Genomic DNA, 23,671 nt, shown 5'->3' with positions numbered 1-23,671 from the left:
GTTAGATCTCCATCCCGAAGTGCTCGCTGAACCGTACATCGCCTTCGATCATGTCGCGCATGTCCCCCACCTCGTTGCGGAACATGAGGGTGCGCTCGATGCCCATGCCGAAGGCAAAGCCTGAATACTCGTCCGGGTCGATGCCGGCGGCGCGCAGGACGTTCGGGTTGACCATGCCGCAACCGCCCCACTCGATCCAGGCCGGCCCGCCCTTGGCGCCGGGGTGGAAGATGTCCAGCTCGGCGGACGGCTCGGTGAACGGGAAGTAGTTGGGGCGCAGCCGGATCTGGGCTTCCTCGCCGAACATTTGCCGGGCAAAGTGCTCAAGGGTTCCGCGCAGGTCGGCCATGCTGAGGTTCTTATCGATGGCCAGGCCTTCGAACTGGTGGAACACCGGGGTGTGGGTGGCGTCCAGTTCGTCGGTGCGGAATACCTTCCCCGGGCACAGGACATAGATGGGCACCTCGCGCTCCAGCATGGAACGGACCTGTACCGGGGAGGTGTGGGTGCGCATCAGCAGGTGGGCTTCCGGAGGTTCCACGAAGAAGGTGTCCTGCATTTCGCGGGCCGGGTGGTCCGGCTTGAAGTTCAGGGCATCGAAGTTGAACCACTCCGACTCCACCTCCGGGCCTTCGGCAATTTCCCAGCCCATGCCGACGAAGATGTCCGCAACCCGGTCCTGCAGGGTGGAGAGCGGGTGACGGGCACCGGCGCGGCGGCGGCGCGGGGCGGCCGTCACGTCAACGGTTTCCTCCACCAGGATCCGGGCGTCGTTCTCTGCTTCCAGGACGGCGGTCCGGTCGGCGAGCGCCTTGTTGACCTTGCCGCGGGATGCACCCATCAGCTTTCCGGCGAGCGCCTTCTGGTCCTTGGGCAACCGGCCGATCTCACGGTTGGCAAGGCTGAGCGGGGACTTCTCGCCGCTGTGGGCAAGGCGCACCGCCTTCAGCTCGTCAAGGGTGGCCGCACCGGCGATGGCGGTGATGGCCTGGTCTACAGCGGCGTTGATGGCGGCCTCATCCGTGGGGTTCGGGATGGCGGCGCCCGGCAAAGTTTCAGTCATCTACTGTTCTTAGCTACGAGTCGTGGCTGCCGGCGGGCGGGGCAGCCGTACGCGGTTTCCCGCTCGGCGCGTCCGTCGCTGGCAGGTCATGGATGAATGCGCTGAACGTCAGTTCATTCAATGACCAGGTCAGGGCTCGCCGGCAGGACCGGCGGCCACTGCCCTCCAGTCTAGTTGAACCCTCCGGCTACCATGGCCTCATGACTTTGCGGCAGCGCGCGGGTTTTCTTTCCGGCCCGACGACGGCCCAGCAGCTCAGGCGGGCAGCGAACTTCCTGAATGGAAGCACCCTGGCCGGGCTCGCCGTCGCCCTTGCCGCACGGACCCCGATCAGCCGCGGTCCGCGGGGGATGATCATTGCCGCGGGCTACCGCTGGCGGTTGCCCTTTGCGCAGGCCTACACGCTGGGCAATGTGGTGCTGTGCCGCAGCACGGCCGGGGACCTGCTGTCCCGGCCGGAACTGCTGGGGCACGAAGAGCGGCACTGCAGCCAATACGCCTGGTGCCTCGGCTTGCCCTTTATTCCGCTGTATCTGGCGGCTGCCGGCTGGTCAGTGATCCGGACCGGCAATGCCGGAACCGGGAACGTCTTTGAACGCCGGGCAGGGCTGGCTGCGGGCGGCTATCCTCTCACGGCAGGGAGGCGGGCGCAGTGACCCGGGATTCGCAGGTGCAGGTTGGCACGGGAACGGTCACTGTTGCGGGAACCGGATGGGCCGAAGCAGCTCCCGACCTGGTGCTGGTTTCCGTGGAAGCGGAGTGCAGGGCCCAGTCGGTGGCGGAAGCGTATGCGGCGGCAGGTGAGGGTCTTGCCGCAGTGGCGTCCGCACTTCGCGGCCGCGGCGTCGCGCCCAGCGACATCCGTTCAACCGGTCTTTCGGTGCGGGCAGACCTCGCATGGCGTGACGGGGAGGGACAGAAACTCGTCGGTTACGTGGCGGCGGCCAGCCTCGCAGTCAGGCTGCGGGACCTCGGGAACGCCTCTGCCGTGATCTCCGACGCCGTCCTGGCAGGCGGCGACGCCGTCCGGCTGAACAGCCTGCAGCTTGTCCTGTCCGATGAAGCCGGCGTGCGGGCGCAGGCGCGCGACGCCGCGTGGCAGGACGCGGTGCGTGCTGCCGGACAGTATGCCTCCCTGGCCTCGGCCACCCTGGGGAGGGTAGTGTCCGTGACCGACCAGCGCCCCTCACCGGGACCGGTGCCGCTGGCCGGCCTGCAACGGGCAGCAGCCACCGAACCCATGGCGATCGAACCGGGCCTGAACCGGGTTGAGGCAACCGTGACAGCCACCTGGGAGCTGCGTTATTAGCCTGCTAAGGGCGTGCCCGGCTTGACTTACATTCGAACATGTTTTCGAATGGAGGCATGAGATGGGAAGCGCAGGCACTGGTGCCCACTCCGGAGGCACCGGGCACAGCGGTCCCGGCGCTGCTTCCACTCGCAGGCCTGGTCCGCTCCGTCACCACCCCTGAATTCGCAGGGATCACGTTCCACGAAGTTACAGCCAAGTCTGCGCTGAACAGGGTGCCGGCGGGATCGAAGATGCCGTTCGAATGGACGGTGAACCCCTATCGCGGCTGCAGCCACGCCTGCGTCTACTGCTTTGCCCGCAAGACGCACACGTACCTGGATTTTGACGCCGGCATGGACTTTGACAGCCAGGTGGTTGTGAAGGTCAATGCCGCGGAAGTCCTCCGGAAGGAACTGGCCAAACCCTCGTGGACGCGGCAGCAGGTGGCGCTGGGTACCAATACCGATCCCTACCAGCGTGCAGAGGGCCGGTACCGGCTCATGCCGGGAATCATCAACGCACTGGCCGAGTCGGGCACTCCCTTGTCCATCCTCACCAAGGGAACGCTCCTGGCGCGTGACATCCCGCTGCTCAAGAGCGCTGCCACGCAGGTGCCCGTGGGACTGGGCATTTCCCTGGCTATGACCAACGAAGCCCTTTCGGAGGCGATCGAGCCCGGCACCCCGGGACCCAGGGCCCGGCTCAGGCTGGTGTCCAGGCTGCGTGAGGCCGGACTGCCGTGCGGCGTTATGGCCATGCCCATCCTCCCGTGGCTGTCGGACAGCGACGAAGCCCTGGATGCCCTCTTTGGGGCGCTGGCAGCGGCCGGGGCAACGGGCGTCACGGCCGGCGCCCTCTACTTAAAGCCCGGCACCAGGGAATGGTTCATGAAGTGGCTCGCCGCCCACCATCCCGAACTGGTGGGCCGCTACCGGCGGCTGTACGGAACGGGCTCCTACGCGTCCAAGGAATACCGGACATGGCTTGCGGGGAAAGTCCGCTACTTCAAGGCACGCCACGGGTTTTCGTATTCCTCCGGTTTCAGCCACCGGGACCTGGACAACCGGGACCTGGACGATCCCCGGGTTGAGGAGGCCCAGTACCCGGAAGGAGTCATTCCCGCCCAGGCGTCCGGGGGTTCCCGCCGTGCCGCTGCCGCTCCCGGGCCGCCCGGCCAGGACGCGTTGTTCTGACCAGCCACTGTTTGAAGCTCACTCGAGGCGCAGGGGCTCCCGGAGCGTCCCGGCCACCGAGTCCAGCAAGGCGCTCACGATCGGGTAATCGGCCGGGATCCAGGGGAGGCCGAGGACCGCTTCCCGGTCCCGCAGGTCAACCCAGCGCAGTTCATCATGGTCTTCAAGGGGCAGGGGTTCGCCGCGGGTGGCTTCGGCGAACCAGACCCGCATGGTGGCTCGTTCACTGAGGGGCCAGCCACCCGTCGTTTCCGCGGCCAGTTCGGACCCCAGCCGCACGTCGATTCCGAGTTCCTCAGCAAGCTCCCGCCTCAGGGCGGTTTCGGGTTCCTCCTCCGGTTCCACCTTGCCCCCCGGAAACTCCCACAGCCCTGCCAAATGCTCCGGCGCACTCCGCCGGGCCACCAGAAGTGTCTCCGGACGCTCCAGGCTGTCCACCACGGCTCCGCCCACTACCTGAATCAGTCCAGTCACCGGATCATTCTATGGGCCACAATGGGAAGGTCCAGGAACGTCAGTCCGCGCCCGTCCTGCTGAAGCGCCGGGAATAGCTCCTGCCTGCCAGGGGTTTGCCAGACTGTCCGGACCGTCCCGCCCCACTGCCGTGGCATCCGTCCCCGTTCCAGATCCACCCTTGACGAGAAGCAGGCATATGAGCAGCGTTATTTCCCCGTCCACGGCAGCCCCCGCCAAGACGACCAACCTCGGAATGGCCATCTTCGCCCTGGCCATGGGCGGTGTGGGCATCGGCGTCACCGAGTTCACCATGATGGGCCTGCTGAAGGAAGTTGAGCTGGGGCTGGGGATCAGCACACCGGAAGCCGGGCACCTGATCTCCGCCTATGCGCTGGGAGTGGTGGTCGGTGCTCCCCTGCTGGCCGCCGTCGGCGCCAGGCTCCCTCGAAAGAAACTGGCACTGGGGCTTCTGTTGTTCTTTACCGTGGCCAACCTCAGTTCCTATGTCGCCCCCGACTACGGGTGGATGCTCGTCTCGCGCTTTGCCGCGGGCCTGCCGCACGGGGCGTTCTTCGGCGTCGCCGCCGTCATCGCCGCGTCCCTGGTTCCACCCACCCGGCGGGGATGGGCCATCTCGATGGTTATGGCCGGGCTCAGCGTCTCCAACGTGGTGGGGGTGCCGTTCGCCACATGGCTGGGACAGACATTCGGGTGGCGGCTGCTGTTCGTCCTCGTGGGCGCCATTGGCCTGCTGGCGTTGGCCATGGTCTGGAAATTCGTCCCCTTCCAGCACGCGCACCCGGATGCCAGCATCCGGCGCGAACTCGGCGCCCTCAAGCGGCTCCAGGTGTGGCTTGCACTCCTGGTCGGCATCGTCGGGTTTGGCGGTTTCTTCGCCACGTACACCTACATCGCCCACACCATGACCGCCGTGGCCGGCATCCCGTCCGCCCTGCTGCCCCTCGTGGTGGCACTGTACGGACTTGGCATGGTGGCAGGGAACATCGTGGGCGGAAGGCTGGCCGACCGGTCGGTCATGGGCACCCTCTACCGGGTCCTCCCTGCCATTGCCGTGGCCCTGGTGGTCTACGCGGTGGCCGCCCACTGGCAGTGGAGCGCCATGGTGATGGTGTTCGTGGTGGGAGCTTCCGGTTCCATGCTGATTCCCGCCCTGCAGACCAGGCTGCTTGACGCCTCACCCGACGCACCGTCACTGGCTTCCTCCCTCAACCATGCGGCGCTCAATGTGGCCAACGCCTTGGGGGCGTTCCTTGGCGGTCTTGTCATCGCACTCGGCTGGGGCTTCGTTGCCCCTGCCTTGGTGGGTGCCGTCCTTGCCGTTCTCGGTTTCGGCGTCGCCCTCCTCAGCGGCCTGCTGGAACGCAAACGGCCACTCCCGGCCTGAGCAGCCTGGCGCCGGGACCGTGCGGGCCAGCCGCAATTGATACCCCGCCCGCAGGGGCCTTCTAACGATGCGGCAACGCCGCCCTTAGGGCTACTGACTTTGCGGGGTGCTTATGTTAGCTTGAGGCTCATCGGGACTATTAATCCCGGTCATTATAAGGAGGAGACATGGGTTTTCTTGCTTGGATTATTTTGGGCCTGATTGTCGGGGCCATCGTTAAGGCCGTCATGCCCGGCCGGGTCGGCGGCGGCTGGGTGACCAGCCTCATCCTGGGTGTCGTAGGAGCCATTGTTGGCGGCTGGATTGGCAGCCTTCTGTTCAACAAGGGCGATCTTGCCTTCTTCGACCTTGGCACCTGGATTCTCGCTATCGTCGGCGGCCTCATTGTCGCCGGCATCTACGGATTCGTCACCGGACGCGGAAAAGCCACCCGCGCACCCTGACCGTCCTGTATAACAACATCACCGAGGGGCCCCGGAAAACCGGGGCCTTTTCTTTGCCCGTGATCGGTCCGGCGCGCCGACACCGGAGGTTCGGGGCCCTGGAAGCAGCTCCCGTCGTCGTACGCCCTTACTCGGTGTGTGACTGACCTGCGGCGACGCCGGCACGACGCTGCGAACGGGCGCTGGCGTACAGGCACACAGTTGCGGCCGTCCCCAGGTTGAGACTCTCCGCGGCGCCATACACCGGGACGGCCACCCGGTGGTCCGCCAGGTGCAGTTCCTCGTCGGAGAGCCCCTGCGCCTCATTCCCGAAGAACCAGGCAGTTGGTTCGGCGAGGTCGTAAGCGGATTCGAACCCGTCGCCGGTCAGCCTGCGCCTCGCGCTCTCATCCTGCAGTACGTCCAGGTCCAGCTGTCCATAGCCGTCTGCGGCGAGAATGCCGATGCCGCGGGCCTTGCAGGCGGCGGCAAGTTCTGCCGGGTCCACGCCCAGCACCACCGGAAGGTGGAACAGCGAGCCCGCGGTGGAGCGAACAGCCTTGGGGTTGTAGATGTCAACGCTGGAAGCGGTGAAAACCACGGCATCGGCGCCGGCGGAATCGGCCGCCCGAAGCACCGTGCCGGCGTTGCCCGGGTCCCTGACCTGGCAGAGAACGGCCATCAGGCGTGGGCGGGCGTCAAGCACTTCTGCCAGGGAAACGTCTACGAAACGGCAGACAGCCACGATCCCCTGTGGGTTCACGGTGTCCGCCATGGCGGCCAGGACATCGTCGGTGGCCATGCGGGCGTTGGTGCCCTGGGCGAGCTCTTCGAACTCCGGGAAGCGTTCCAGACAGCTTTCGCTGGCATACACCTCGGTGACCACACCGGGGGCGCCCGCTGACAGCCGCTCCTGGTGTAGTTTCAGCGCTTCACGGACGGCCTGCGGCCCCTCGGCCAGGAACTGGCCGCGCTTTAAACGGGCCGGGCGCCCTGCAAGCTTTGCCACGTCCCTCACCCGATCAGCTCGGGGATTGGACAGTGGAAGATCTTGCGGGCGCCCGGTTTCGTTCATACAAGAACTGTAGTAGCTGCGGCCACTCGTTCCTGAACTGGACCCCTCATGCGAGGGGCGAAGCGGCTACTAGGCTGCGGCAACCTTCTTGGCGGAGGTGTCGGCCGGCAGGGAGTCCTTGGCCACCTGGACCAGTGCGGCGAAGGCGTTGGCGTCAGAGACGGCAAGCTCGGCCAGCATGCGGCGGTCAACCTCGACCTCGGCGGCCTTCAGGCCCTGGATGAGGCGGTTGTAGGTGAGGCCGTTGGCGCGGGAAGCAGCGTTGATGCGCTGGATCCACAGGCGGCGGAAGTCACCCTTCTTCTTCTTGCGGTCACCGTAGCTGTACACAAACGAGTGCAGCAGCTGCTCTTTGGCCTTGCGGTACAGGCGCGAACGCTGTCCGCGGTAGCCCTTCGCCCGTTCAAGAACAACCCGGCGCTTCTTGTGGGCGTTGACCGCCCTCTTCACACGTGCCACGTGCGTACTCCTTCGAAAATCTGATCCCAAGCATCTGTTGCCGGTGTTCCGGCGGCCTGAGAAGGCTGTTTGGCAGGTGACGGGCCATCAGGGGAAGGTCCGTCAAAAATCACTTGGAAACTAGATGCCGAGCATCTTCCGGATGACCTTGGCGTCGCCCTTGAAGACGATCTTGTCGCCGGCAAGGCGACGGGTCAGGCGGCTGGACTTGTGCTCCAGGTAGTGGCGGCGGTTGGCCTGCTGGCGGCGCAGCTTGCCGCTGCCGGTCAGCTTGAAGCGCTTCTTGGCACCACTGTGGGTCTTCATCTTCGGCATGGGAACCGATCTCCTTACGTTTCTGCGGGCCCGGGGGCCGCAGTTCTATCGCGCAGCGGCCCCTGCGGGCAGCATGCTGGTTGCTGACTGCCGGAGGACGGAGCCTACGGCAGCTGTGAACTAGTTGGTCTTCTTGCCGGCCGGCTTCGGCGCTGCCTTGGGGGCAGGGCGGGCAGCGGGCTTGGGCGCGGCAGGCCTGGCCACCGGCTTCGGCGGCGCCGGCACAGCAGCAGGCTTCGGCGCCGACGGCGCGGCGGCCGGCGGCGTGGCGGCTACTGCAGGTTTGGCGGCCGGTGCAGCTGCCTTCGGGGCAGCAGCCTTGGGGGCTTCCTGCTTCGGAGCGGCAGCCTTGGGGGCTTCCTGCTTCGGAGCAGCAGCCTTGGGGGCTTCCTGCTTCGGAGCAGCAGCCTTCGGGGCTTCCTGCTTCGGAGCCTCCTCCTGGGGAGCAGCCGGCACCTCAGCGGGAGCCTTCTCTGCAACGGCCTCCGGCTCGGTGGACACCGTGAAGCCTTCGGGCAGGAGGTCCGCCAGCGACTGCGTCATGGGCGTCTGGTCCTTGCCTGACGTGTCAACGCGCCCGGCAGCCTTGGCTTCGTTCTGCGCCTTGGCTTCGGCACGCTGCGTAGCGCGCCGTGCTTCAGCCTTGGCCTCAGCCTTGTTCTTCAGCGGGCCAACCACCATGACCATGTTGCGGCCATCAATACGGGGGCTGGACTCCACCACGCCAACTTCGGCGACGTCGTCCGCGAAGCGCTGGAGCAGGCGGATGCCCATCTCCGGACGCTGCTGCTCACGGCCACGGAACTGGATCATGGCCTTGACCTTGTCCCCGGCGCCGAGGAAGCGCAGGGCGTGCCCACGCTTGGTCTCGTAGTCGTGGGTGTCGATCTTCAGGCGGAAGCGGATTTCCTTCAGAACAGTGTTTGTCTGGTTCTTCCGGGCTTCGCGTGCCTTGACTGCGGCCTCGTACTTGTACTTGCCGAAGTCCATCAGCTTGCACACCGGAGGCTTCGCCTGAGGTGCAACTTCAACGAGATCAAGGTCGGACTCGGCAGCCAGGCGCAGGGCATCCTCAATACGGACGATTCCTACCTGTTCACCTGCAGGTCCGACCAGCCGCACCTCGGGGACGCGGATACGCTCATTGATTCTTGGCTCGCTAATGTTAAAGCTCCTGTGTTTGTTGTTGAGTCCCGGCAAATAGAGAAGGCCCCCAATTGCCGGAGCAATCGAAGGCCTCAAACAGGTTGGCGAAGCGAACCCGCATGGGGTGCATCTGCACAAACCGGCAACTGCCGGGCTGTGCCAACCAGGTACCCGGCAACCTTACGTCCCCCTGGGTTCCAAAGGAACACCTGGGACAGCGGCTGACGCGGGTGGGAGAGAACTCCGCTTGCAAACTGGATGCTATTCTACAGAAAAAATTCCCGTCAGCGTTGTGATGCGCTGTTGGGAACCTGATCGTTTTGGGACAATCCCTGAAATAACGACATCCAGTCGGTCTGTGTCAAGCTTACCAGTATGAGCACCTCAGACAGTAATTCGTACGTTTTCGAGCCCGGCGACGCAGGCCCGGACGTTTCACAACAGATCCGGGATATCTCGGAGGTCCCTGCCATCGAGGTCATCACCACGGCCGCCGTGCACCTGATGAGTGCAGCCGCGGTGAAGCTTGGCCTCGCCGCCGAAGACAATGCAGCCGAACTGAAGGACCTGGACGAGGCCCGGAAACTGATCACCGCGCTGGCAGGCCTGGTGACGGCAGCAGCCCCCGAAATCGGCTCCCAGCACGCCGGGCCCTTGCGCGATGGCCTGCGCTCCCTCCAGCTGGCCTTCCGCGAGGAATCACTGATTCCGGACGCCCCGGGCAAGGGCCCGGGTGAAAAGTACACCGGGGCAGTGAACTAGGGACAGACTCCCCCACGCAGCGCCCGACGGCGGGACGGCCTTTTGCAGGCCGTCCCGCCGTCGTCGTTTCCCCGCGGACATTCCCGCGGCTCATCCATTGCTCCGATCGATCCGGTGGTTCAGGCGGCAGTTTTGCGGCGTCGCTGCTGGAGCGCCAGGCCCACAAGGCACAGCACTACCCCCGCGGCGCCGACGGACACGAAGCCGCCGGAAGGGCCCATGACGTCGATGAACACCCCGGCCAGCGGTGAACCAAGGGCAACACCGGCAGTCAGGGCAGAGCCGTACCACCCCATGGCTTCTCCGCGCCGCTCTTCCGACACGAGGTCGGCCACTTTCTCGGAGGCTGCGGAGAGGACGGGCGCGCACAGCAGGCCCGGCAGGACGGAGATGAAAGCCAGCGTCCAGGCGTCGTGGGCGAAGGCCATGGGCAGGGTCAGCGCTGCCATGCCAAGCAACAGGATGACAGGCGGGACGGGCCGGTGCATGGCGCCGTAAACCAGGCCGCCCACTACTGACGCCGCGCACCAGAACACGAAGACGATGCCTATTTCGCTCTGGTGGCCCCCAATTTCCAGGGCGGCGACAATGCCAACGTCCGTGCCGCTGAGGACCATTCCGGCGCCTGCGGCAACGGCAAAGAGTGCCGACACCGGTGTGGTGAACCAGGACAAACCACCCCCCGGCCGTCCGTGCAGGCCATCCTGCCCAGCGGAGGCGGCCGCCCCGGCGGGGGCGAGGACCGCGGCTGCTTCCTGCACATGGCCCGGCGCGGTGGACAATACCGCTGCTTCCGCGGCACGCTGCTCATCTTCCACGCACTCAAGGGTTTGAGCCGGGCTGCGGGTGGGCGGGTTGAACCACATGAGGAGCAGCCCTGCGAGGGACGTGGCCACTCCCACTACGGTCAGTCCCGCGGTGGTGAATCCGCTTGTGGCCACGACAGCACCGGCGGCCGGGCCGATCATGAACACCATTTCGGTGGTGATGGCATCCAGGGCGAAGGCGGTGCGGCGCTGCTCCCCTTCGGCCAGGACGCCCAAGGACTGCCGGACCACACTGAAGATAGGCAGGGTGAGGAGACCGCCGACGAAGACCAGCGGAAGGAGCCATTGGTAGGACACATGCGGCACGATGGACCAGATCACGGTTTCCGAAACCACTGACGGAATGAGCGCGGTCCGCAACCCCACGGTGTCCACGCGACGGCCCCGCCACGGCGCGCCGAGGGCAATGCCGATGGTCATCACAGCCGCAGCAGCACCGGCCGCGGCATAGCCCTGGCCCAGGGTCAGGACGATGTGCAGGGTGAGCAGCACCCCGGCAGCCGAGTGTGGAATACGGGCAATCATGCCCACCAGCAGCAGCCGGCGGATGGGCCGGACGGCGAGCAACTCCCGGTAGAGAGCGAAATTCACGAAAGGGTCCTTCAGGGCGTGCCGCAGCACTGGCGGGGATCACCCATTCGACTGCCGGCTAATCGGGCGCGCGCCTTAGTTTGATCTCCAGGGAATCGACGCGCTCCCCAAACAATACATTCCGCGACCACTCCGCCTGCAGGCCTGCCACCAGTTGCTGGACCGCGCCGGCGTCCAGTCCGTCCGCAAGGTACAGGACCACCTGGAGCTCCGGCCCGGCGCCGCCGCCCGGAATGATGGAGCCGTCCGCGGCGCTGCACGCCACTCCCCTGCCGGGCAGCAGCTCGATGCCGCGGATGGCGGTGAAACGGGAGGCGGCCCGGCCCATCTCACCCGCGAGCTCCTGGTCAGTGTAGGAGGGAACCCAGCCATGCTGCTGGGCGAGGGCCCAGACTCCGGGACGGCGGACCACGAACGTCACCTCGGCGCCCGGGTCCAGGACCAGGAGTTCGGCACCTTCCGCCACAGCCGAGAGGGCCGCCCGCGCGGCGTAGACAGCCACGGGCCGGGCTTCGGGATGCCAGGCGGCCAACGCTGCCGCAGACGTGAAGGCGGGCAGGGCGATCCTGCCGTCGGCGGCCTTCAGGGTCACCAACGCCATGTCCGCCTGTTTGTCCCCATGCAACCCGTGGTCCGTTTCCACCTCTTCAGCAAGCTGGGCCACGATGGGAATGAAGACCCGGGCGGTAGCCAGCGAGGCCACCACGCCTGCCTCATCGCCCCTTCTCTCCCTGAGCGCGGCTACCGCGGCGAGGTAGCCGGCGTCGGCCCTGCCGTCGTCGTCCTCAAAGTTGTGGATCTTCGCGTCATCCCCGGCGAGGCTGCGCCCGGACCAGGGCTGGCCCGCGGAATCCGCGGCGCCGCCGGCACCGGCCAGCGCTGCGGCGATGTGTCCCGGCAAGTGCCGGGGTGCCGGGCGTTCCGGCTCGTCGACGTCGGGCATGGTTGAGTGGGCCGGCCTAGCGGCGGCCGGCGACGTCGAGGGCTTGGGGCAGGGTGAAAGCGCCTGCGTAGAGGGCCTTCCCCACGATGGCGCCCTCCACGCCCAAGGGGACCAGCGAGCGGAGGACCTTGAGGTCGTCGAGGCTGGAGATGCCGCCGGATGCCACTACGGGTTTGCCGGTCTTTTCCACCATCTGGCGCAGGAGTTCAACGTTCGGCCCCTGGAGGGTGCCGTCCTTGGTCACGTCGGTGACCACGTACCGGGCGCAGCCTGCCTCCTCAAGACGGCCCAGGACGTCCCACAGGTCGCCGCCTTCCTTGGTCCAGCCGCGCCCGGCGAGGGCGGTCCCGCGGACGTCGAGGCCGACGGCGATCTTGTCACCGAAGCGGTCGATGGCCCTCGCCGTCCACTCCGGGTTCTCCAGTGCGGCGGTTCCCAGGTTCACCCTGGCCACGCCCAGGTCGAGGGCTGCTTCCAGGGTGTCGTCATCGCGGAGGCCTCCGGAGAGCTCCACCTTGATGTCCAGCCGGCCCACCACCTCGCGGAGCAGGTCGGCGTTGGATCCGCGCCCAAAAGCGGCGTCCAGGTCCACGAGATGGACCCACTCGGCGCCCTGCTGCTGCCAGTTGAGGGCAGCTTCAAGGGGCGTGCCATAGCTGGTCTCGCTGCCCGCCTCACCCTGGACCAGCCGGACGGCCTGCCCGTTGACGACGTCGACAGCTGGCAGAAGTTCAAGGACCGGCAGGTCGTGTGCGGTGGTCATACTCATCCTCGGTGTAGGTTCTTCAGTTGGGGCAAGGGCCGGTGTACCGCCGGAGCGGTCAGCCGGCCGGCAGCGTCAGCAGGTAGGCGGCGACCAACGACATGGCCGCCAGGACGTAAAAGACAACCTGCGTCCACAGGGGCTTCCGTTGCTGCCGGAACGAGATCCCGCCGCCGATCAGGATACCCGCGAGGCCCGTCAGGAGCACGGACCACATCTAGGCGCCGCTGCCGGCGTCGGTTGACGCTGCGCCGGAACCCGGCGCCGTGCCGGCCGGCCTGCGCAGCCCCTCCACCCAGTTGCGGAGCAGGCGTGCGCCGGCATCGCCGGACTTTTCCGGGTGGAACTGAGTGGCGCAAAGCGGGCCGTTCTCGACTGCGGCGATGAAAGGGGCGCCATGCTCGGACCAGGTGACCAGGGGCGGTGCCATCCGCGGCTGGATGACGTCGAAGTTCCATTCCTGCACGCCATACGAGTGCACAAAATAGAACCGCTCGTTTTCGACGCCGGCAAAGAGCTTGGAGCCCTCGGGAACCTTCACTGTGTTCCAGCCCATGTGCGGAACGACTTCCGCGGGGAGGGCCTCCACTTTGCCGGGCCACTCGCCGATGCCCTCGGCTTCGGTCCCGTGTTCCACTCCGGCTTCGAAAAGGACCTGCAGGCCAACGCAGATGCCCAGGACGGGACGTCCCCCTGCAATACGCCTGCCAATGAGCCGGATGCCATCCACGGCCTTGAGTTCGCGCATCACCGTCTCGAAGGCGCCAACGCCGGGAACAACCAGGCCGTCCGCGTTCAGCACGTCCTCCGGCTTGGCGCTCAGGATTACTTCAGCGCCTGCCCTTTCCAGCGCGCGCACTGCTGACCTGACGTTCCCCGAACCGTAATCCAGCACAGTGACGGTGGGCTTGCCCTCGGGGGAGGGCAGCTTTTGCGACGCCGTGGGGTCAATGATGGCCCCGTCCTTGAGGACCTGCCCGCTCACAGCGCGCCCTTGGTGGAAGGGATGCCCTCAACGCGCGGATCGGGCTCGACGGCGGCACGGAGAGCCCGGGCGAAGGCTTTGAACTGTGCCTCGACGATGTGGTGCGGGTCCCGGCCGGCCAGCACGTTCATGTGCAGGCAAATGCCGGCGTGCAGCGTGATGGCTTCGAAGACGTGGCGGGTCAGTGACCCCGTGAAGTGGCCGCCGATCAGGTGGTACTCCTGCCCGGCGGGTTCGCCGCCATGAACAAGGTAGGGCCGGCCGGATACGTCCACGACCGCGTTCGCGAGGGCCTCATCCAGGGGCACGGTGGCCTCGCCGAACCGGCGGATTCCGGCCTTGTTGCCCAGGGCAGTCCGCAGGACTTCGCCGAAGGTGATGGCCACATCCTCCACCGTGTGGTGGACATCGATGTGGATGTCGCCGGTGGCCTTGACCGTCATGTCGATCAGGGAGTGCTTGCAGAGGGCTGTGAGCATGTGATCGTAAAACGGCACCGAGGTGTCGATGTCCGATACACCGGTTCCATCGAGGTTGATCTCCACGAGTACGGAGGACTCACTGGTGGCTCGCTCCATGCGGGCGGTCCGGGCCGCGGCCGTATTCGATCCGGTTGGACTCATGGTGAAGGATCCTTAGTGGGAGAAGAAGTGGTTCAGGGCGCCCAGCGCCGCAATATCAAGTCTAGGCGGGAAGCGCGGCCCGGCCCGCAAGGATGCGTTCCAGGGAGGTAAGGAAGGCTGTGGTTTCCGCCTCAGTACCTGCAGTGACCCTCAGGTGCCCGGGGATGCCGACATCCCGGATCAGCACCCCGGCATCCAGCAGTTCCTGCCACACCTGGTGGGGATTCTCCAGTCCGCCGAAGAACACGTAGTTCGAGTCGGACGCAGCCGGCGTGAGCCCCATCCTGGTCAGTTCGGCCACGATCCGGTCCCGCTGGGCCTTGATGTCCTGCACGTCGGCCATCAGGGCTTCGCGGTGTTCCAGGGCGGCAAGCGCGGTGGCCTGGGTGATGGCGGACAGGTGGTACGGGAGGCGTACCAGCCGCAGGGCATCGGTGACTTCGGGCGCAGCGGCCATGTAGCCAAGCCTGGCTCCCGCCAGGGCGAAGGCCTTGCTCATGGTGCGGGACACGATCAACCGCTCCCTGCCCGGCAGCAGGGTCAGGGCGCTTGGCGTTCCGTCATGGGCAAACTCGTGGTAGGCCTCATCCACGATCACGATGGCCTGGCTGTCCGTGCCGGCCTCGTAGACGGCTTCCACAACGTCCAGCCCCAGTCCGGTGCCGGTGGGGTTGTTGGGCGAGCAAAGGAAGACGATGTTCGGCTGCAGTTCCCTGACCTGGCGGGCAGCTGACTCTGCGCTGAGGTCGTACCCCTCGCCGCGCTCGCCGGTGATGTACTGGGTGTCGGTTCCGCTCGCGAGCAGGGGGTACATGGAGTACGTGGGCGGGAAGCCCAGCGCGGTCCGGCCGGGACCGCCAAAAGCCTGGAGAATTTGCTGAAGCACTTCGTTGGAGCCGTTGGCTGCCCACACGTTGGATTCATCCAGGCCGTGTCCAAGGTATTCCGCCAGAGCCTTCCGAAGCTTGGTGAACTCGCGGTCCGGGTAGCGGTTGAGCCCTGCAGCGGCCTCCGTAACGGCGGCGCTGATGGCGGCGCGGACGTCAGCCGGAACACCATGGGTGTTCTCATTGACGTTCAGGAGGATGGGGACGTCCAGTTGGGGCGCCCCGTAGGGGGTGAGGCCGCGAAGGTTGCTGCGGAGGGGAAGCCGGTTCAGACGTTCTAGCTGGTCGTTCACCTGAACAGTTTAGTTGCCTCGGCAACGACCGGAAAATGTGACGGTTCTCCGCCCTCCCCGGCGCCCCACCGCGGCCCAGGCAGGCCTCGCCCGAAAAAGGCGCATACTCAACGGGTGGGGACGAACAACTGCTGGCCAGGCAGCACGGACCCGGCCCTGAGGTTGTTGAGCTGGACGATGTCCGCCACGACGTCCCTGGCGTCCCGGTCCGGTGCCACCGCACTGGCAATAGCCCACAGGGACTGTCCCGGCTGCACGGTCACGGTGAGCGTGGGCGTGACCGCCAGGTCTGAGGCCGAATCAGAGGCCTTGGCCGGCGAATGGAAGATGCCGGCCAGGGACAGCAATAGCACGGCAATGACAACAAGCGGGACCCCAATCAGGACGATCCTGCCCCGTCGCGTTAGCCGCAGGGGTGCTGACGGGAGTGAAACCTGGTGAAGAGATATAGCTGACATGAACTGAGCCCTCCTGGACCTGCCGTGCTGCCCGGGTGTTCTTCCGGCGCCTGGGGATCCGGGGTACGGGCGGAAACTTTTCCGGCCACATCTTCGAATAACTGGCGCATCGGTTAGAACACATGTTCGAACTTGCTTGATTCAGTTTTAGCACTTATCAACGAACATTGTCGAGACTCGCTAGAACAAATGTTTGAAAAAGCAGTGTGGCTGGCCTAGCTTTGAACCAGAGAACAACCACCCCTGAAGTTGAACAGCAGGGTCTGACAATGACAGTGGGAGTCCTTCCGGGCGGCGCTGCAGCACAGCAAAAGCGGAAGAACCGGCGGCAAGCGAAAGGCATCGGCGAATATGGCAGCAGCAGCCGCCGGGGGCAGGACCGCCCCGCAATCCAAGAGGACCGCCAAGGGGCTGACACCCCGGCAGAAAAAGATCCTCGAAACCATCCAGCGCTCAGTGAATGAGAATGGGTATCCGCCCTCCATGCGGGAAATCGGCGATACCGTGGGATTGGCAAGCCTGTCGAGCGTCACCCACCAGCTCTCGCAATTGGAGAAGCTGGGTTACCTCCGGCGCGACCCCAAACGGCCGCGTGCCATGGAAGTACTGATGCCCCTCACCCTGGACGGCGGCGGCAAAGCGGCCGGCACGTCCCCCGCACCCCAGGCTGCATCGGGCGGCGCCACCGTGGCTGAACTACCCACCGCACTCGATACGGCGATGGTCCCGCTGGTGGGCCGGATTGCTGCCGGCGGACCGATCCTGGCTGAACAACTCGTTGAAGACGTCATGCCCCTTCCCCGCCAACTGGTTGGTCAAGGTGAACTCTTCATGCTGAGGGTGGCCGGTGACTCCATGGTGGACGCGGCCATTTGCGACGGCGACTGGGTGGTGGTCCGGCGGCAGGCTGACGCTGCCAACGGCGACATCGTTGCTGCACTGCTCGACGACGAAGCAACCGTCAAGACGTTCCGGCAGCGCGACGGCCACACGTGGCTGCTCCCCCAGAACACCCAGTACGAACCCATCCTGGGCGACCACGCCACCATCATGGGCAAGGTCGTCTCGGTCCTGCGCTCCCTCTGACTCCTCGGGGAGCCGGCTGTTCCTGCGACGCTCCACCGGGCACTGCAGGAACCGTCTCCGGGCTCCCGCAGCTACCTCGACGCGTCGGCGCCCAGCCGGCTGAGCGCCGCCAGCGCCTTGCTGCGGTCGGTAGTTGCCCAGAACGGCGGCAGGGCGCCCCGGAGAAAACCGGCATAGCGCTCGGTGGCCAGCCGCGAGTCCAGCACGGCCACCACACCTTTGTCCCCCGGTGACCGGATCAGCCGGCCGGCCCCCTGCGCCAGCCGGATCGCGGCGTGCGTGGCCGAAACAGACATGAACCCGTTCCCGCCCGCCTGCGCCACTGCCCGCGACCGTGCCGTCATCAGCGGATCATCCGGCCGCGGAAACGGAATTCGGTCGATTACCACAAGGCGGCAGGAGCCTCCGGGCACGTCGACTCCCTGCCACAGGGACATGGTCCCGAAAAGGCAGGTATCGGGCTCATCGGCGAACTGCTTGACCAGGGCGGTCATGGTCGACTCGCCTTGGCACAGGACCGTCACGTCCAGCCTCGGCCGCAGGGCGTCCGCTGCTTCTTCAGCCGCCCGGCGGGAGGAGAAGAGGCACAATGCGCCGCCGCCCGATGCCTTGATGAGCGCTTCCAGTTCCTCCAGCGCCTCCGGAGACACGCCGCGCCCGGGTTTGGGCAGGTGGCCGGCCACGTAGAGGATGCCCTGTTTGGGATAGTCGAAGGGCGACCCGACGTCCACGCCCTTCCAGCTTGGCGCCCCCTCACCCAGGAGGCCCAGTCCACCCGCCGCAGGTTCGAAGGCCGAGCCGATCGCGAGGGTAGCGGACGTCAACACCACGGTGTGCCCCGCAAAGAGCCCTTCCCGCAACCTTCCGGCCACGGACAACGGCGCGATGTTGACCAGCACCGGCGCGTTCTCGTCCGGCGGCGAGTATCCCTGTCCGGGATCGAAGGTGCTGGCGCGGGAAAACCAGACCACTTCCCGGTTTTCCCTGGCGGCGATAAGCCGCTCGCACAGTTCCAAAATAAGCATGAGGCGGGACCGCGCGAGCTGCCGCCCGCCGTCGGCTGTAGTGTTGCTGTCCCCCTTGGAATCGGACAGTGCGGCCCGGCACGCCTCGCGCAACTGGTCCACGCAGTCAAGCTGCTCATCGTTCAGGCCATTGGGAAGCAAGCCGCTTGGCGCCCCGGCGAGTGCCAGCTCAAGATTGGCGGCGGCCGCGTTCAAGGCGTCAACGGTGATGGCAGTGTGCTTCCGGGCGCCGGCAGCGGCAGCGTGGACCATGGCGACCGAAAGTTGCCCCGAGACTGCGCCGGTCACCCGGTCCTGCAGTTCGTGCGCTTCGTCAACCACCACGACGTCGTATTCAGGCAGTACTGCGAGTCCCTCGAAAGCGCTGACGGCAAGCATGGCATGGTTGGTCACCACCACGTCCGCCTCGGCCGCGTCCTGCCGCGCCAGTTCACTGAAACACTCTGCGGCCAAGGGGCATTTCTGGGCGCCCAGGCATTCCATGGACGTCACGGAGACCTGGCGCCAGGCCCGGTCGGTCACACCAGGCAGGAGCTCGTCCCGGTCGCCGGTGGTTGTCTTCTCTGCCCACTCGCGGAGCCGCACCACTTCCCTGCCAAGCTGCGACGACGGGCCCCCAACGGCAGCGGCGAAGTGCGGAACGCTGGTGTCCTCACCCAGTGAGAAGAGCTGCCCTTCCGACGGCTCCTCGGAGGGGAAACCGCCTTCGAGCTTGTGGCGGCAAACGTAATTGGACCGCCCTTTGACCAAGGCAACCTTCACGGGCCGCTCCAGCGCCGGCGTGATGTTCTTCAACAGCCGCGGCAGGTCCCTGCCGACAATCTGCGTCTGCAGTGCCAGCGTGGCCGTGGACACCAGCGCCGGTTTGTTGCTTTCCAGGGCGTGGGCAATGAGCGGCACCAGGTAAGCCAGCGACTTGCCGGTGCCGGTGCCGGCCTGGACCAGCAGATGGTCTCCTGTTTCGATGGCCCGGGCCACCTGCCGCGCCATCTCATGTTGTCCGGCGCGGCTCTGTCCGCCCATTCCGGCAACAGCCCGGTCGAGCAGTTCGATGACGAACTGCTCGCCGGGCGTCCCTGCCGCGTCGCCCGCCGCGGCCTCAGTCATTGACGGCGAATGGTTCCAGTTCGGACGCCAGGCCCTCCCGGACCTTCACCGCAGTCCTGGTACCTGCCTCGATATGGTCCACGCTCAGAATCTCGGCATCGGACTGGTGGAGCTTGCTGATCAGGTCTCCGCGGTCGTACGGGATGAGCAGGTCCATCTGGACGGACGGCCGGGGAATCGATTCGCTGATGAGCTTCAGCAGTTCGGGGATCCCCTCACCCGTACGGGCTGAGACCACCACGTGCCGCTGTTCGCGCTGCTTCAGCCGCTCAACGACAAAGGGATCAGCTGCGTCGGCCTTGTTCAGGACGATGATCTCCGGCACCTTGCGGGCGTCAACTTCGCTGAAGACCTTACGGACCGCTGCGATCTGCCCCTCCGGATCAGGGTGCGAAACGTCCACCACGTGCAGGATCAGGTCCGCGTCCGCCACCTCCTCGAGGGTGGAGCGGAAGGCCTCCACCAGCTGGGTAGGCAGGGAACGGACGAATCCAACGGTGTCCGCCAGGGTGTAGCCCAGGCCGTCGGGAGTCTCCGCCTTTCGGACGGTGGGATCCAGCGTTGCGAACAGGGCGTTCTCCACAAGGACGCCGGCGTCCGTAAGCCGGTTGAGCAGGGAAGACTTGCCGGCGTTGGTGTATCCGGCGATGGCCACGGAAGGCACTTCATTACGACGGCGGTTGGCCCGCTTGGTCTCCCGTGCCGGCTTCATCGCGGCGATCTCGCGCCGCAGTTTGGCCATGCGGGTACGGATTCGTCGCCGGTCCAGTTCGATCTTGGTTTCACCGGGGCCGCGGGAACCCATGCCGGCAGCTGCGCTGCCCACCTGGCCACCAGCCTGGCGGGACATCGATTCGCCCCAGCCGCGGAGTCGGGGAAGCAGGTATTCCAGCTGCGCCAGCTCCACCTGGGCCTTGCCTTCGCGGCTCTTTGCGTGCTGCGCGAAGATATCCAGGATCAGGGCCGTCCGGTCGATGACCTTGACCTTGACGATGTCTTCAAGGGCACGCCGCTGGGAGGGGGCCAGTTCGGCATCCACGATGACGGTATCGGCGCCGGTGGACATGACAATGTCCTTGAGCTCCTGAGCCTTGCCCGAGCCCAGGAAGGTTCCGGGGTCCGGCTTGTCGCGGCGCTGCACCAGCCCGTCGAGGACTTCCGAGCCCGCGGTTTCGGCGAGGGCGGCCAGCTCACGCAGCGAGTTTTCGGCGTCGGCAAGGGTTCCCTCGGACCAGAGCCCGGCTAGCACCACCCGCTCAAGGCGCAGCTGGCGGTATTCGACCTCGGTGACGTCCTCCAGTTCTGTGGACAGCCCGGCCCGGCGGCGCAGGGCGCGCCGTTCCTCAAGGTCCTGCTGGTCGCCGTCGTACGTTGAATGTTCTTCGTCGAGGCGGGAAATGGCCTGGGCCCTGCCGAGCACCGCTTTTCCATCACCGCTGCCCTCACCCCGGGGCGTGCTGACATTCTTGGCCGGTACGTCCTTGGCGAGGATCCGGTCGATAACAGCCTGGATTTCCTGCGGACTCATGTCCTGGGCGGCTGGATCGGAACCGGTATTGGGCTGGCTGGTCATGGTCTCCTTTGAAGATTCGGCACTTCCAGAATAATGCCGATTGGTTGGAAGTTGGAATGAATTCGCGCTGGGCTGACGGCCTGCGGTCATGCAGTTCTCCTGTTTGATCTGCTGCCGGCTGCGATGCCGGGGCGGGGATGCCGCCGGACGACGGCGGCAGGGCTGGAAAAGGCCGGAGAATGGCGGAAATGCAGCGGGAAGCTGGCTTTCGAGTATTGTCCGGCGGCCGGGCAGACGGAGTGGTCTGGCCGGTGCGCAAGCGGAAGGCGTGGAAACCTGCGTCGCTGCGGGACGGGCTGTCGCTGGAGGACAGGCTGCGGGACGGGCGTGGCCCGTGCCGGCTACTCGAAGATCAGGAACATGCCTTTCAGCGTAGCAGAGGGCCTCCTGCGCGGTTTCCCTTTACGCTGCAAGGGGAACTACTCTGGCCAGTTATGGAGTCCGCACACTATTTCAGCACGTCCCCCGCCGGCCCCTTCACCCGAAAGCCGCTAACCGTCGACCTGGCCGGTGAGACGCGCAGGCTCCAGACCTCCACGGGCATCTTCAGCCCGGACGGAATCGACAAGGGAACCGCCGTCCTCCTGGCCGAGGTCCCGGACCCGGCTCCCCAGGGCAACCTGCTGGATATCGGGTGCGGCTGGGGTCCTATCGCCCTCACGATGGCACTGCGTGCACCGGGGTCGAAAGTCTATGCCGTGGACGTCAACGAGCGCTGCATCGCATTGACGAATGACAATGCGGCTGCGCTGGGATTGTCCAACGTGGTCGCCAGCACTCCCCAGGCCGTGGATCCCGGCCTCCGCTTCGATACCATCTGGTCCAATCCGCCCATCAGGATCGGCAAGGATGAGCTGCACGCCCTGCTGAAGCTGTGGCTTCCGAGGCTGGCTGACGGCGGCACGGCATGGCTGGTGGTGCAGAAGAACCTTGGCTCGGATTCCCTTCAGCGCTGGCTCGCCGCCGAGCTTGACGACTCCTACTCCGTAACCCGGGAGTCGACGTCCAAGTCCTTCCGGATCCTGAAGGTTATGAAAGCGTCCCGCTTGCCACAATGACAGCGGGACCGCTGAGTTCCACGTGCTCGTGACCGCCGGGGCCGGCAAAGAACTTCACGCCCACCACCCCGCCCGGAACATGGACGCGCCAAGCGTCGGGGGCTTCCGCGCCGGCCCAATGGCGGATGGCGACGGCGGCAGCGCAGGCACCTGTTCCACAGGACTGGGTCTCCCCCACCCCGCGCTCGTGCACCCGCATGGTCACCGATCCCACGCCGTCATGGACCAGCGGCTCGGCGGGAACCACGAACTCAACGTTGGTTCCGTTTGCGGGTACCGGATCGACTTTTGGCGCGGTGAAAAGCCGGGTGCCTGCGAGCTCGGACAGTTCGGCAAGAGCCACCACGGTGTGTGGATTGCCCATGCTGACGGACAGCGCGGGCCGGGCAACCTCCAGCCCTTCGGCCGTGACCAGCGAGTCCATGGCCTTGGCGCTGGCTTCGCCGGGGAAGATGAACTCCCAGGGGCCCATGTCCACCGCGTAACCGTCCCCGGTACGGACCACGGTCTTGACCCCGCCGCGGGTGCCGATGGTGAGCGATCCGCCGTCGGGCAGGTCGATCAGGCCCTCCGTGCGGAGGAAGTGAACGAAGACCCTCACACCATTGCCGCACATTTCGGACAGCGATCCGTCAGCGTTGCGGTAGTCCATGAACCATTCGGCGTCGGGAACGCCGGCGAGCAGTTCGCGGCCCTCCGGCAGGAAGCGGGACGGCACGGCCCGGATCAGGCCATCCGCGCCGATGCCACGGTGCCGGTCGCAGAGCGCGGCGGCCTGCTCTGCGCCGATAACGTGCGTCCCTTCCGGATCGGCTACCAGGACAAAGTCGTTGCCGGTGCCGTGCCCCTTGGAAAAGCGGAGCCCGCTCAACGTGTGCAGGGCGGATCCGGGAGTTTCTGCGGGGGTAGCATTCATGGTCCCAAGCGTAGCGGCGGATGCTCCGGGGGCCGAAACCGGCGTACGCCCTAGGCGCACAGCCGTGCCGCCTTTCCGGGCAGGTCCGGGTCCTGCCAGTCCAGCCAGGTGATGCGGGGGTCGGCGCGGAACCATGTCAGTTGGCGTCTGGCGAATTGTCGGGTGGCGACGATGGTTTCCTCCGCGGCGTCAGCAACCGTTGACAGGCCGTCCGCGACCCGCAGGAACTGTGAGTAGCCAAGTGCGCGGGAAGCTGTCTTGCCTTGGCGCAGGCCCCGGGCGTCGAGCCGCCGGACCTCGTCCAGCAGGCCGGCGTCAACCATCCGGTGCACGCGCGCTGCCAGCCGTTCCCGGAGTACCTCCCGGTCCACGGCAAGGCCCACCTGGGTGGCCGGCTGATAGTACTCCCGCCGCGGCATGAACGAGCTGAAAGGCCGGCCGGTGAGTTCCTGCACCTCCAAGGCCCTGATGATGCGGCGAGCGTCGGAAACCCTTTCCGCGGACACCGGGTCCACAGCCCTGAGCCTGTCCAGCAGCGCGGCGGTTCCACGTTCGGCGTGCTCCACCTCCAGCCGGGCGCGCAGCCGGGGATCCGTGCCCGGGAACTCGAGGACGTCCAGGGCGGCCCGCACGTAGAGCCCTGAACCGCCCACCAGGATGGCCCGCTTGCCGCGCGCATGGATAGCCCCGATGGCTTCGCGGGCCTGCTGCTGGAAGTCCGAGACGCTCGCCTCCTGGGTCACGTCCAGGATGTCCAGCAGGTGGTGCGGGATCCCCTTGCGTTCGGCCGGACTGATCTTGGCGGTGCCGATGTCCATTCCGCGGTAGAACTGCATGGCATCGGCATTGATGACCTCACCATCCAGTTCCAGGGCAAGATTAACGGCAAGGTCGGACTTTCCGGAGCCGGTAGGACCGACGACGGCGATGACGGGCGGGGCAGCCACCT

At 66.3% G+C, this 23,671-nt stretch carries 26 protein-coding genes; 8 read left to right on the top strand and 18 right to left on the bottom strand.

Going from position 1 to position 23,671, the window contains the following annotated elements; genetic code table 11:
- Position 1 precedes the first annotated feature (1 nt).
- Positions 2-1,063, bottom strand: coding sequence for a phenylalanine--tRNA ligase subunit alpha (gene pheS / locus AB0313_RS11795; protein WP_141940809.1), 1,062 nt, complete (start codon positions 1,061-1,063; stop codon positions 2-4).
- Between the two features lie 200 nt (positions 1,064-1,263).
- Here pheS and AB0313_RS11790 point away from each other — a divergent pair, with 200 nt between their 5' ends.
- The 3 genes from AB0313_RS11790 to AB0313_RS11780 are packed head-to-tail and all read left to right on the top strand — an operon-like array spanning position 1,264 to position 3,547.
- Complete coding sequence (locus AB0313_RS11790) at positions 1,264-1,719, top strand: hypothetical protein (protein ID WP_366305663.1); 456 nt, start codon at positions 1,264-1,266, stop codon at positions 1,717-1,719.
- Positions 1,716-2,372, top strand: coding sequence for an SIMPL domain-containing protein (locus AB0313_RS11785; protein WP_366305661.1), 657 nt, complete (start codon positions 1,716-1,718; stop codon positions 2,370-2,372). Before AB0313_RS11790 ends, AB0313_RS11785 begins: the two co-directional genes overlap by 4 nt.
- Before the next feature lie 56 nt (positions 2,373-2,428).
- On the top strand, positions 2,429-3,547 hold the full coding sequence (locus tag AB0313_RS11780) for an Rv2578c family radical SAM protein (protein ID WP_366305659.1): 1,119 nt from the start codon (positions 2,429-2,431) through the stop codon (positions 3,545-3,547).
- 18 nt (positions 3,548-3,565) lie between these two features.
- Here the strand turns inward: AB0313_RS11780 and AB0313_RS11775 are convergent, their stop codons facing one another.
- Positions 3,566-4,021, bottom strand: a complete 456-nt coding sequence (locus AB0313_RS11775) for a (deoxy)nucleoside triphosphate pyrophosphohydrolase (RefSeq protein WP_141940806.1) — start codon at positions 4,019-4,021, stop codon at positions 3,566-3,568.
- A 178-nt stretch (positions 4,022-4,199) separates the two neighbouring features.
- On the opposite strand from AB0313_RS11775, the gene AB0313_RS11770 reads away from it, so the two are divergent.
- Both AB0313_RS11770 and AB0313_RS11765 read left to right on the top strand, forming a co-directional pair.
- Positions 4,200-5,408 carry an MFS transporter gene (locus AB0313_RS11770; RefSeq protein ID WP_141940805.1) on the top strand — a complete coding sequence of 403 codons (1,209 nt, stop codon included), beginning with the start codon at positions 4,200-4,202 and terminating at the stop codon, positions 5,406-5,408.
- Between the two features lie 167 nt (positions 5,409-5,575).
- Positions 5,576-5,851, top strand: a complete 276-nt coding sequence (locus AB0313_RS11765; protein WP_141940804.1) for a GlsB/YeaQ/YmgE family stress response membrane protein — start codon at positions 5,576-5,578, stop codon at positions 5,849-5,851.
- A 127-nt stretch (positions 5,852-5,978) separates the two neighbouring features.
- Here the strand turns inward: AB0313_RS11765 and AB0313_RS11760 are convergent, their stop codons facing one another.
- The 4 genes from AB0313_RS11760 to infC all read right to left on the bottom strand — a co-directional run bounded on the left by AB0313_RS11760 (position 5,979) and on the right by infC (position 8,879).
- On the bottom strand, positions 5,979-6,905 hold the full coding sequence (locus AB0313_RS11760) for an RNA methyltransferase (RefSeq protein ID WP_307303659.1): 927 nt from the start codon (positions 6,903-6,905) through the stop codon (positions 5,979-5,981).
- Positions 6,906-6,974: 69 nt separating this feature from the next.
- Complete coding sequence (gene rplT, locus AB0313_RS11755; RefSeq protein WP_018763610.1) at positions 6,975-7,364, bottom strand: 50S ribosomal protein L20; 390 nt, start codon at positions 7,362-7,364, stop codon at positions 6,975-6,977.
- A 120-nt stretch (positions 7,365-7,484) separates the two neighbouring features.
- On the bottom strand, positions 7,485-7,679 hold the full coding sequence (rpmI, locus tag AB0313_RS11750) for a 50S ribosomal protein L35 (protein ID WP_009358635.1): 195 nt from the start codon (positions 7,677-7,679) through the stop codon (positions 7,485-7,487).
- Positions 7,680-7,799: 120 nt separating this feature from the next.
- Positions 7,800-8,879 (bottom strand): translation initiation factor IF-3, encoded by a 1,080-nt coding sequence (gene infC, locus AB0313_RS11745; RefSeq protein WP_366305655.1) that lies wholly within the window; start codon positions 8,877-8,879, stop codon positions 7,800-7,802.
- Between the two features lie 321 nt (positions 8,880-9,200).
- Between infC and AB0313_RS11740 the strand changes: the two genes are divergently transcribed.
- Positions 9,201-9,587 (top strand): DUF1844 domain-containing protein, encoded by a 387-nt coding sequence (locus AB0313_RS11740; protein ID WP_141940802.1) that lies wholly within the window; start codon positions 9,201-9,203, stop codon positions 9,585-9,587.
- A gap of 119 nt (positions 9,588-9,706) precedes the next feature.
- Here the strand turns inward: AB0313_RS11740 and AB0313_RS11735 are convergent, their stop codons facing one another.
- The 8 genes from AB0313_RS11735 to AB0313_RS11700 form a co-directional block, all read right to left on the bottom strand.
- Complete coding sequence (locus tag AB0313_RS11735; protein ID WP_366305653.1) at positions 9,707-11,005, bottom strand: MFS transporter; 1,299 nt, start codon at positions 11,003-11,005, stop codon at positions 9,707-9,709.
- Between the two features lie 58 nt (positions 11,006-11,063).
- On the bottom strand, positions 11,064-11,948 hold the full coding sequence (locus AB0313_RS11730; RefSeq protein ID WP_366305651.1) for an SseB family protein: 885 nt from the start codon (positions 11,946-11,948) through the stop codon (positions 11,064-11,066).
- A gap of 16 nt (positions 11,949-11,964) precedes the next feature.
- On the bottom strand, positions 11,965-12,711 hold the full coding sequence (gene priA / locus AB0313_RS11725) for a bifunctional 1-(5-phosphoribosyl)-5-((5-phosphoribosylamino)methylideneamino)imidazole-4-carboxamide isomerase/phosphoribosylanthranilate isomerase PriA (RefSeq protein WP_366305649.1): 747 nt from the start codon (positions 12,709-12,711) through the stop codon (positions 11,965-11,967).
- A 58-nt stretch (positions 12,712-12,769) separates the two neighbouring features.
- Positions 12,770-12,919, bottom strand: a complete 150-nt coding sequence (locus AB0313_RS11720) for a hypothetical protein (RefSeq protein WP_366305699.1) — start codon at positions 12,917-12,919, stop codon at positions 12,770-12,772.
- 9 nt (positions 12,920-12,928) lie between these two features.
- A complete protein-coding gene (gene hisH / locus AB0313_RS11715; protein ID WP_366305647.1) occupies positions 12,929-13,696 on the bottom strand; it encodes an imidazole glycerol phosphate synthase subunit HisH in 768 nt (255 codons plus the stop codon).
- Positions 13,693-14,319 carry an imidazoleglycerol-phosphate dehydratase HisB gene (hisB, locus tag AB0313_RS11710; protein ID WP_141940797.1) on the bottom strand — a complete coding sequence of 209 codons (627 nt, stop codon included), beginning with the start codon at positions 14,317-14,319 and terminating at the stop codon, positions 13,693-13,695. Before hisB ends, hisH begins: the two co-directional genes overlap by 4 nt.
- Positions 14,320-14,380: 61 nt before the next feature.
- Positions 14,381-15,499: a histidinol-phosphate transaminase gene (locus AB0313_RS11705; protein ID WP_307303645.1), complete on the bottom strand. Its 1,119-nt coding sequence runs from the start codon at positions 15,497-15,499 to the stop codon at positions 14,381-14,383.
- Between the two features lie 107 nt (positions 15,500-15,606).
- Complete coding sequence (locus AB0313_RS11700) at positions 15,607-15,957, bottom strand: LysM peptidoglycan-binding domain-containing protein (protein WP_141940795.1); 351 nt, start codon at positions 15,955-15,957, stop codon at positions 15,607-15,609.
- Positions 15,958-16,308: 351 nt separating this feature from the next.
- On the opposite strand from AB0313_RS11700, the gene lexA reads away from it, so the two are divergent.
- The gene (lexA, locus tag AB0313_RS11695) at positions 16,309-17,043 is read left to right on the top strand and encodes a transcriptional repressor LexA (protein ID WP_141940794.1); all 735 of its coding nucleotides are present in this window, start codon (positions 16,309-16,311) and stop codon (positions 17,041-17,043) included.
- 71 nt (positions 17,044-17,114) lie between these two features.
- Here lexA and AB0313_RS11690 read toward each other — a convergent pair whose 3' ends face one another.
- Positions 17,115-19,175: an ATP-dependent DNA helicase gene (locus AB0313_RS11690; RefSeq protein ID WP_366305644.1), complete on the bottom strand. Its 2,061-nt coding sequence runs from the start codon at positions 19,173-19,175 to the stop codon at positions 17,115-17,117.
- The gene (gene hflX, locus AB0313_RS11685) at positions 19,168-20,748 is read right to left on the bottom strand and encodes a GTPase HflX (RefSeq protein WP_141940792.1); all 1,581 of its coding nucleotides are present in this window, start codon (positions 20,746-20,748) and stop codon (positions 19,168-19,170) included. Before hflX ends, AB0313_RS11690 begins: the two co-directional genes overlap by 8 nt.
- 434 nt (positions 20,749-21,182) lie before the next feature.
- On the opposite strand from hflX, the gene AB0313_RS11680 reads away from it, so the two are divergent.
- The gene (locus AB0313_RS11680) at positions 21,183-21,806 is read left to right on the top strand and encodes a methyltransferase (protein WP_307303639.1); all 624 of its coding nucleotides are present in this window, start codon (positions 21,183-21,185) and stop codon (positions 21,804-21,806) included.
- Here AB0313_RS11680 and dapF read toward each other — a convergent pair.
- Positions 21,778-22,722: a diaminopimelate epimerase gene (gene dapF, locus AB0313_RS11675; protein WP_307303638.1), complete on the bottom strand. Its 945-nt coding sequence runs from the start codon at positions 22,720-22,722 to the stop codon at positions 21,778-21,780. The genes AB0313_RS11680 and dapF overlap by 29 nt on opposite strands.
- Before the next feature lie 50 nt (positions 22,723-22,772).
- Positions 22,773-23,669: a tRNA (adenosine(37)-N6)-dimethylallyltransferase MiaA gene (gene miaA, locus AB0313_RS11670; protein ID WP_366305642.1), complete on the bottom strand. Its 897-nt coding sequence runs from the start codon at positions 23,667-23,669 to the stop codon at positions 22,773-22,775.
- Between the last annotated feature and the right edge of the window lie 2 nt (positions 23,670-23,671).

The organism is Pseudarthrobacter sp. NPDC080039 (genome assembly GCF_040702335.1).
GTDB classification, from domain to species: domain Bacteria; phylum Actinomycetota; class Actinomycetes; order Actinomycetales; family Micrococcaceae; genus Arthrobacter; species Arthrobacter enclensis_A.
The sequence above is the reverse complement of the archived record's forward strand: the minus strand, read 5'-3'. Positions and strand labels throughout refer to the sequence as shown.

What these genes read in the sequence shown, in the direction of transcription:
- pheS (WP_141940809.1), bottom strand. Translation starts at nt 1,063, where the DNA reads ATGACTGAAACTTTGCCGGGCGCCGCCATCCCGAACCCCACGGATGAG.
- AB0313_RS11790 (WP_366305663.1), top strand. Translation starts at nt 1,264, where the DNA reads ATGACTTTGCGGCAGCGCGCGGGTTTTCTTTCCGGCCCGACGACGGCC.
- AB0313_RS11780 (WP_366305659.1), top strand. Translation starts at nt 2,429, where the DNA reads ATGAGATGGGAAGCGCAGGCACTGGTGCCCACTCCGGAGGCACCGGGC.
- AB0313_RS11770 (WP_141940805.1), top strand. Translation starts at nt 4,200, where the DNA reads ATGAGCAGCGTTATTTCCCCGTCCACGGCAGCCCCCGCCAAGACGACC.
- AB0313_RS11765 (WP_141940804.1), top strand. Translation starts at nt 5,576, where the DNA reads ATGGGTTTTCTTGCTTGGATTATTTTGGGCCTGATTGTCGGGGCCATC.
- AB0313_RS11760 (WP_307303659.1), bottom strand. Translation starts at nt 6,905, where the DNA reads ATGAACGAAACCGGGCGCCCGCAAGATCTTCCACTGTCCAATCCCCGA.
- rpmI (WP_009358635.1), bottom strand. Translation starts at nt 7,679, where the DNA reads ATGCCGAAGATGAAGACCCACAGTGGTGCCAAGAAGCGCTTCAAGCTG.
- AB0313_RS11740 (WP_141940802.1), top strand. Translation starts at nt 9,201, where the DNA reads ATGAGCACCTCAGACAGTAATTCGTACGTTTTCGAGCCCGGCGACGCA.
- AB0313_RS11730 (WP_366305651.1), bottom strand. Translation starts at nt 11,948, where the DNA reads ATGCCCGACGTCGACGAGCCGGAACGCCCGGCACCCCGGCACTTGCCG.
- priA (WP_366305649.1), bottom strand. Translation starts at nt 12,711, where the DNA reads ATGACCACCGCACACGACCTGCCGGTCCTTGAACTTCTGCCAGCTGTC.
- hisB (WP_141940797.1), bottom strand. Translation starts at nt 14,319, where the DNA reads ATGAGTCCAACCGGATCGAATACGGCCGCGGCCCGGACCGCCCGCATG.
- AB0313_RS11700 (WP_141940795.1), bottom strand. Translation starts at nt 15,957, where the DNA reads ATGTCAGCTATATCTCTTCACCAGGTTTCACTCCCGTCAGCACCCCTG.
- lexA (WP_141940794.1), top strand. Translation starts at nt 16,309, where the DNA reads ATGGCAGCAGCAGCCGCCGGGGGCAGGACCGCCCCGCAATCCAAGAGG.
- AB0313_RS11690 (WP_366305644.1), bottom strand. Translation starts at nt 19,175, where the DNA reads ATGACTGAGGCCGCGGCGGGCGACGCGGCAGGGACGCCCGGCGAGCAG.
- hflX (WP_141940792.1), bottom strand. Translation starts at nt 20,748, where the DNA reads ATGACCAGCCAGCCCAATACCGGTTCCGATCCAGCCGCCCAGGACATG.
- AB0313_RS11680 (WP_307303639.1), top strand. Translation starts at nt 21,183, where the DNA reads ATGGAGTCCGCACACTATTTCAGCACGTCCCCCGCCGGCCCCTTCACC.
- dapF (WP_307303638.1), bottom strand. Translation starts at nt 22,722, where the DNA reads ATGAATGCTACCCCCGCAGAAACTCCCGGATCCGCCCTGCACACGTTG.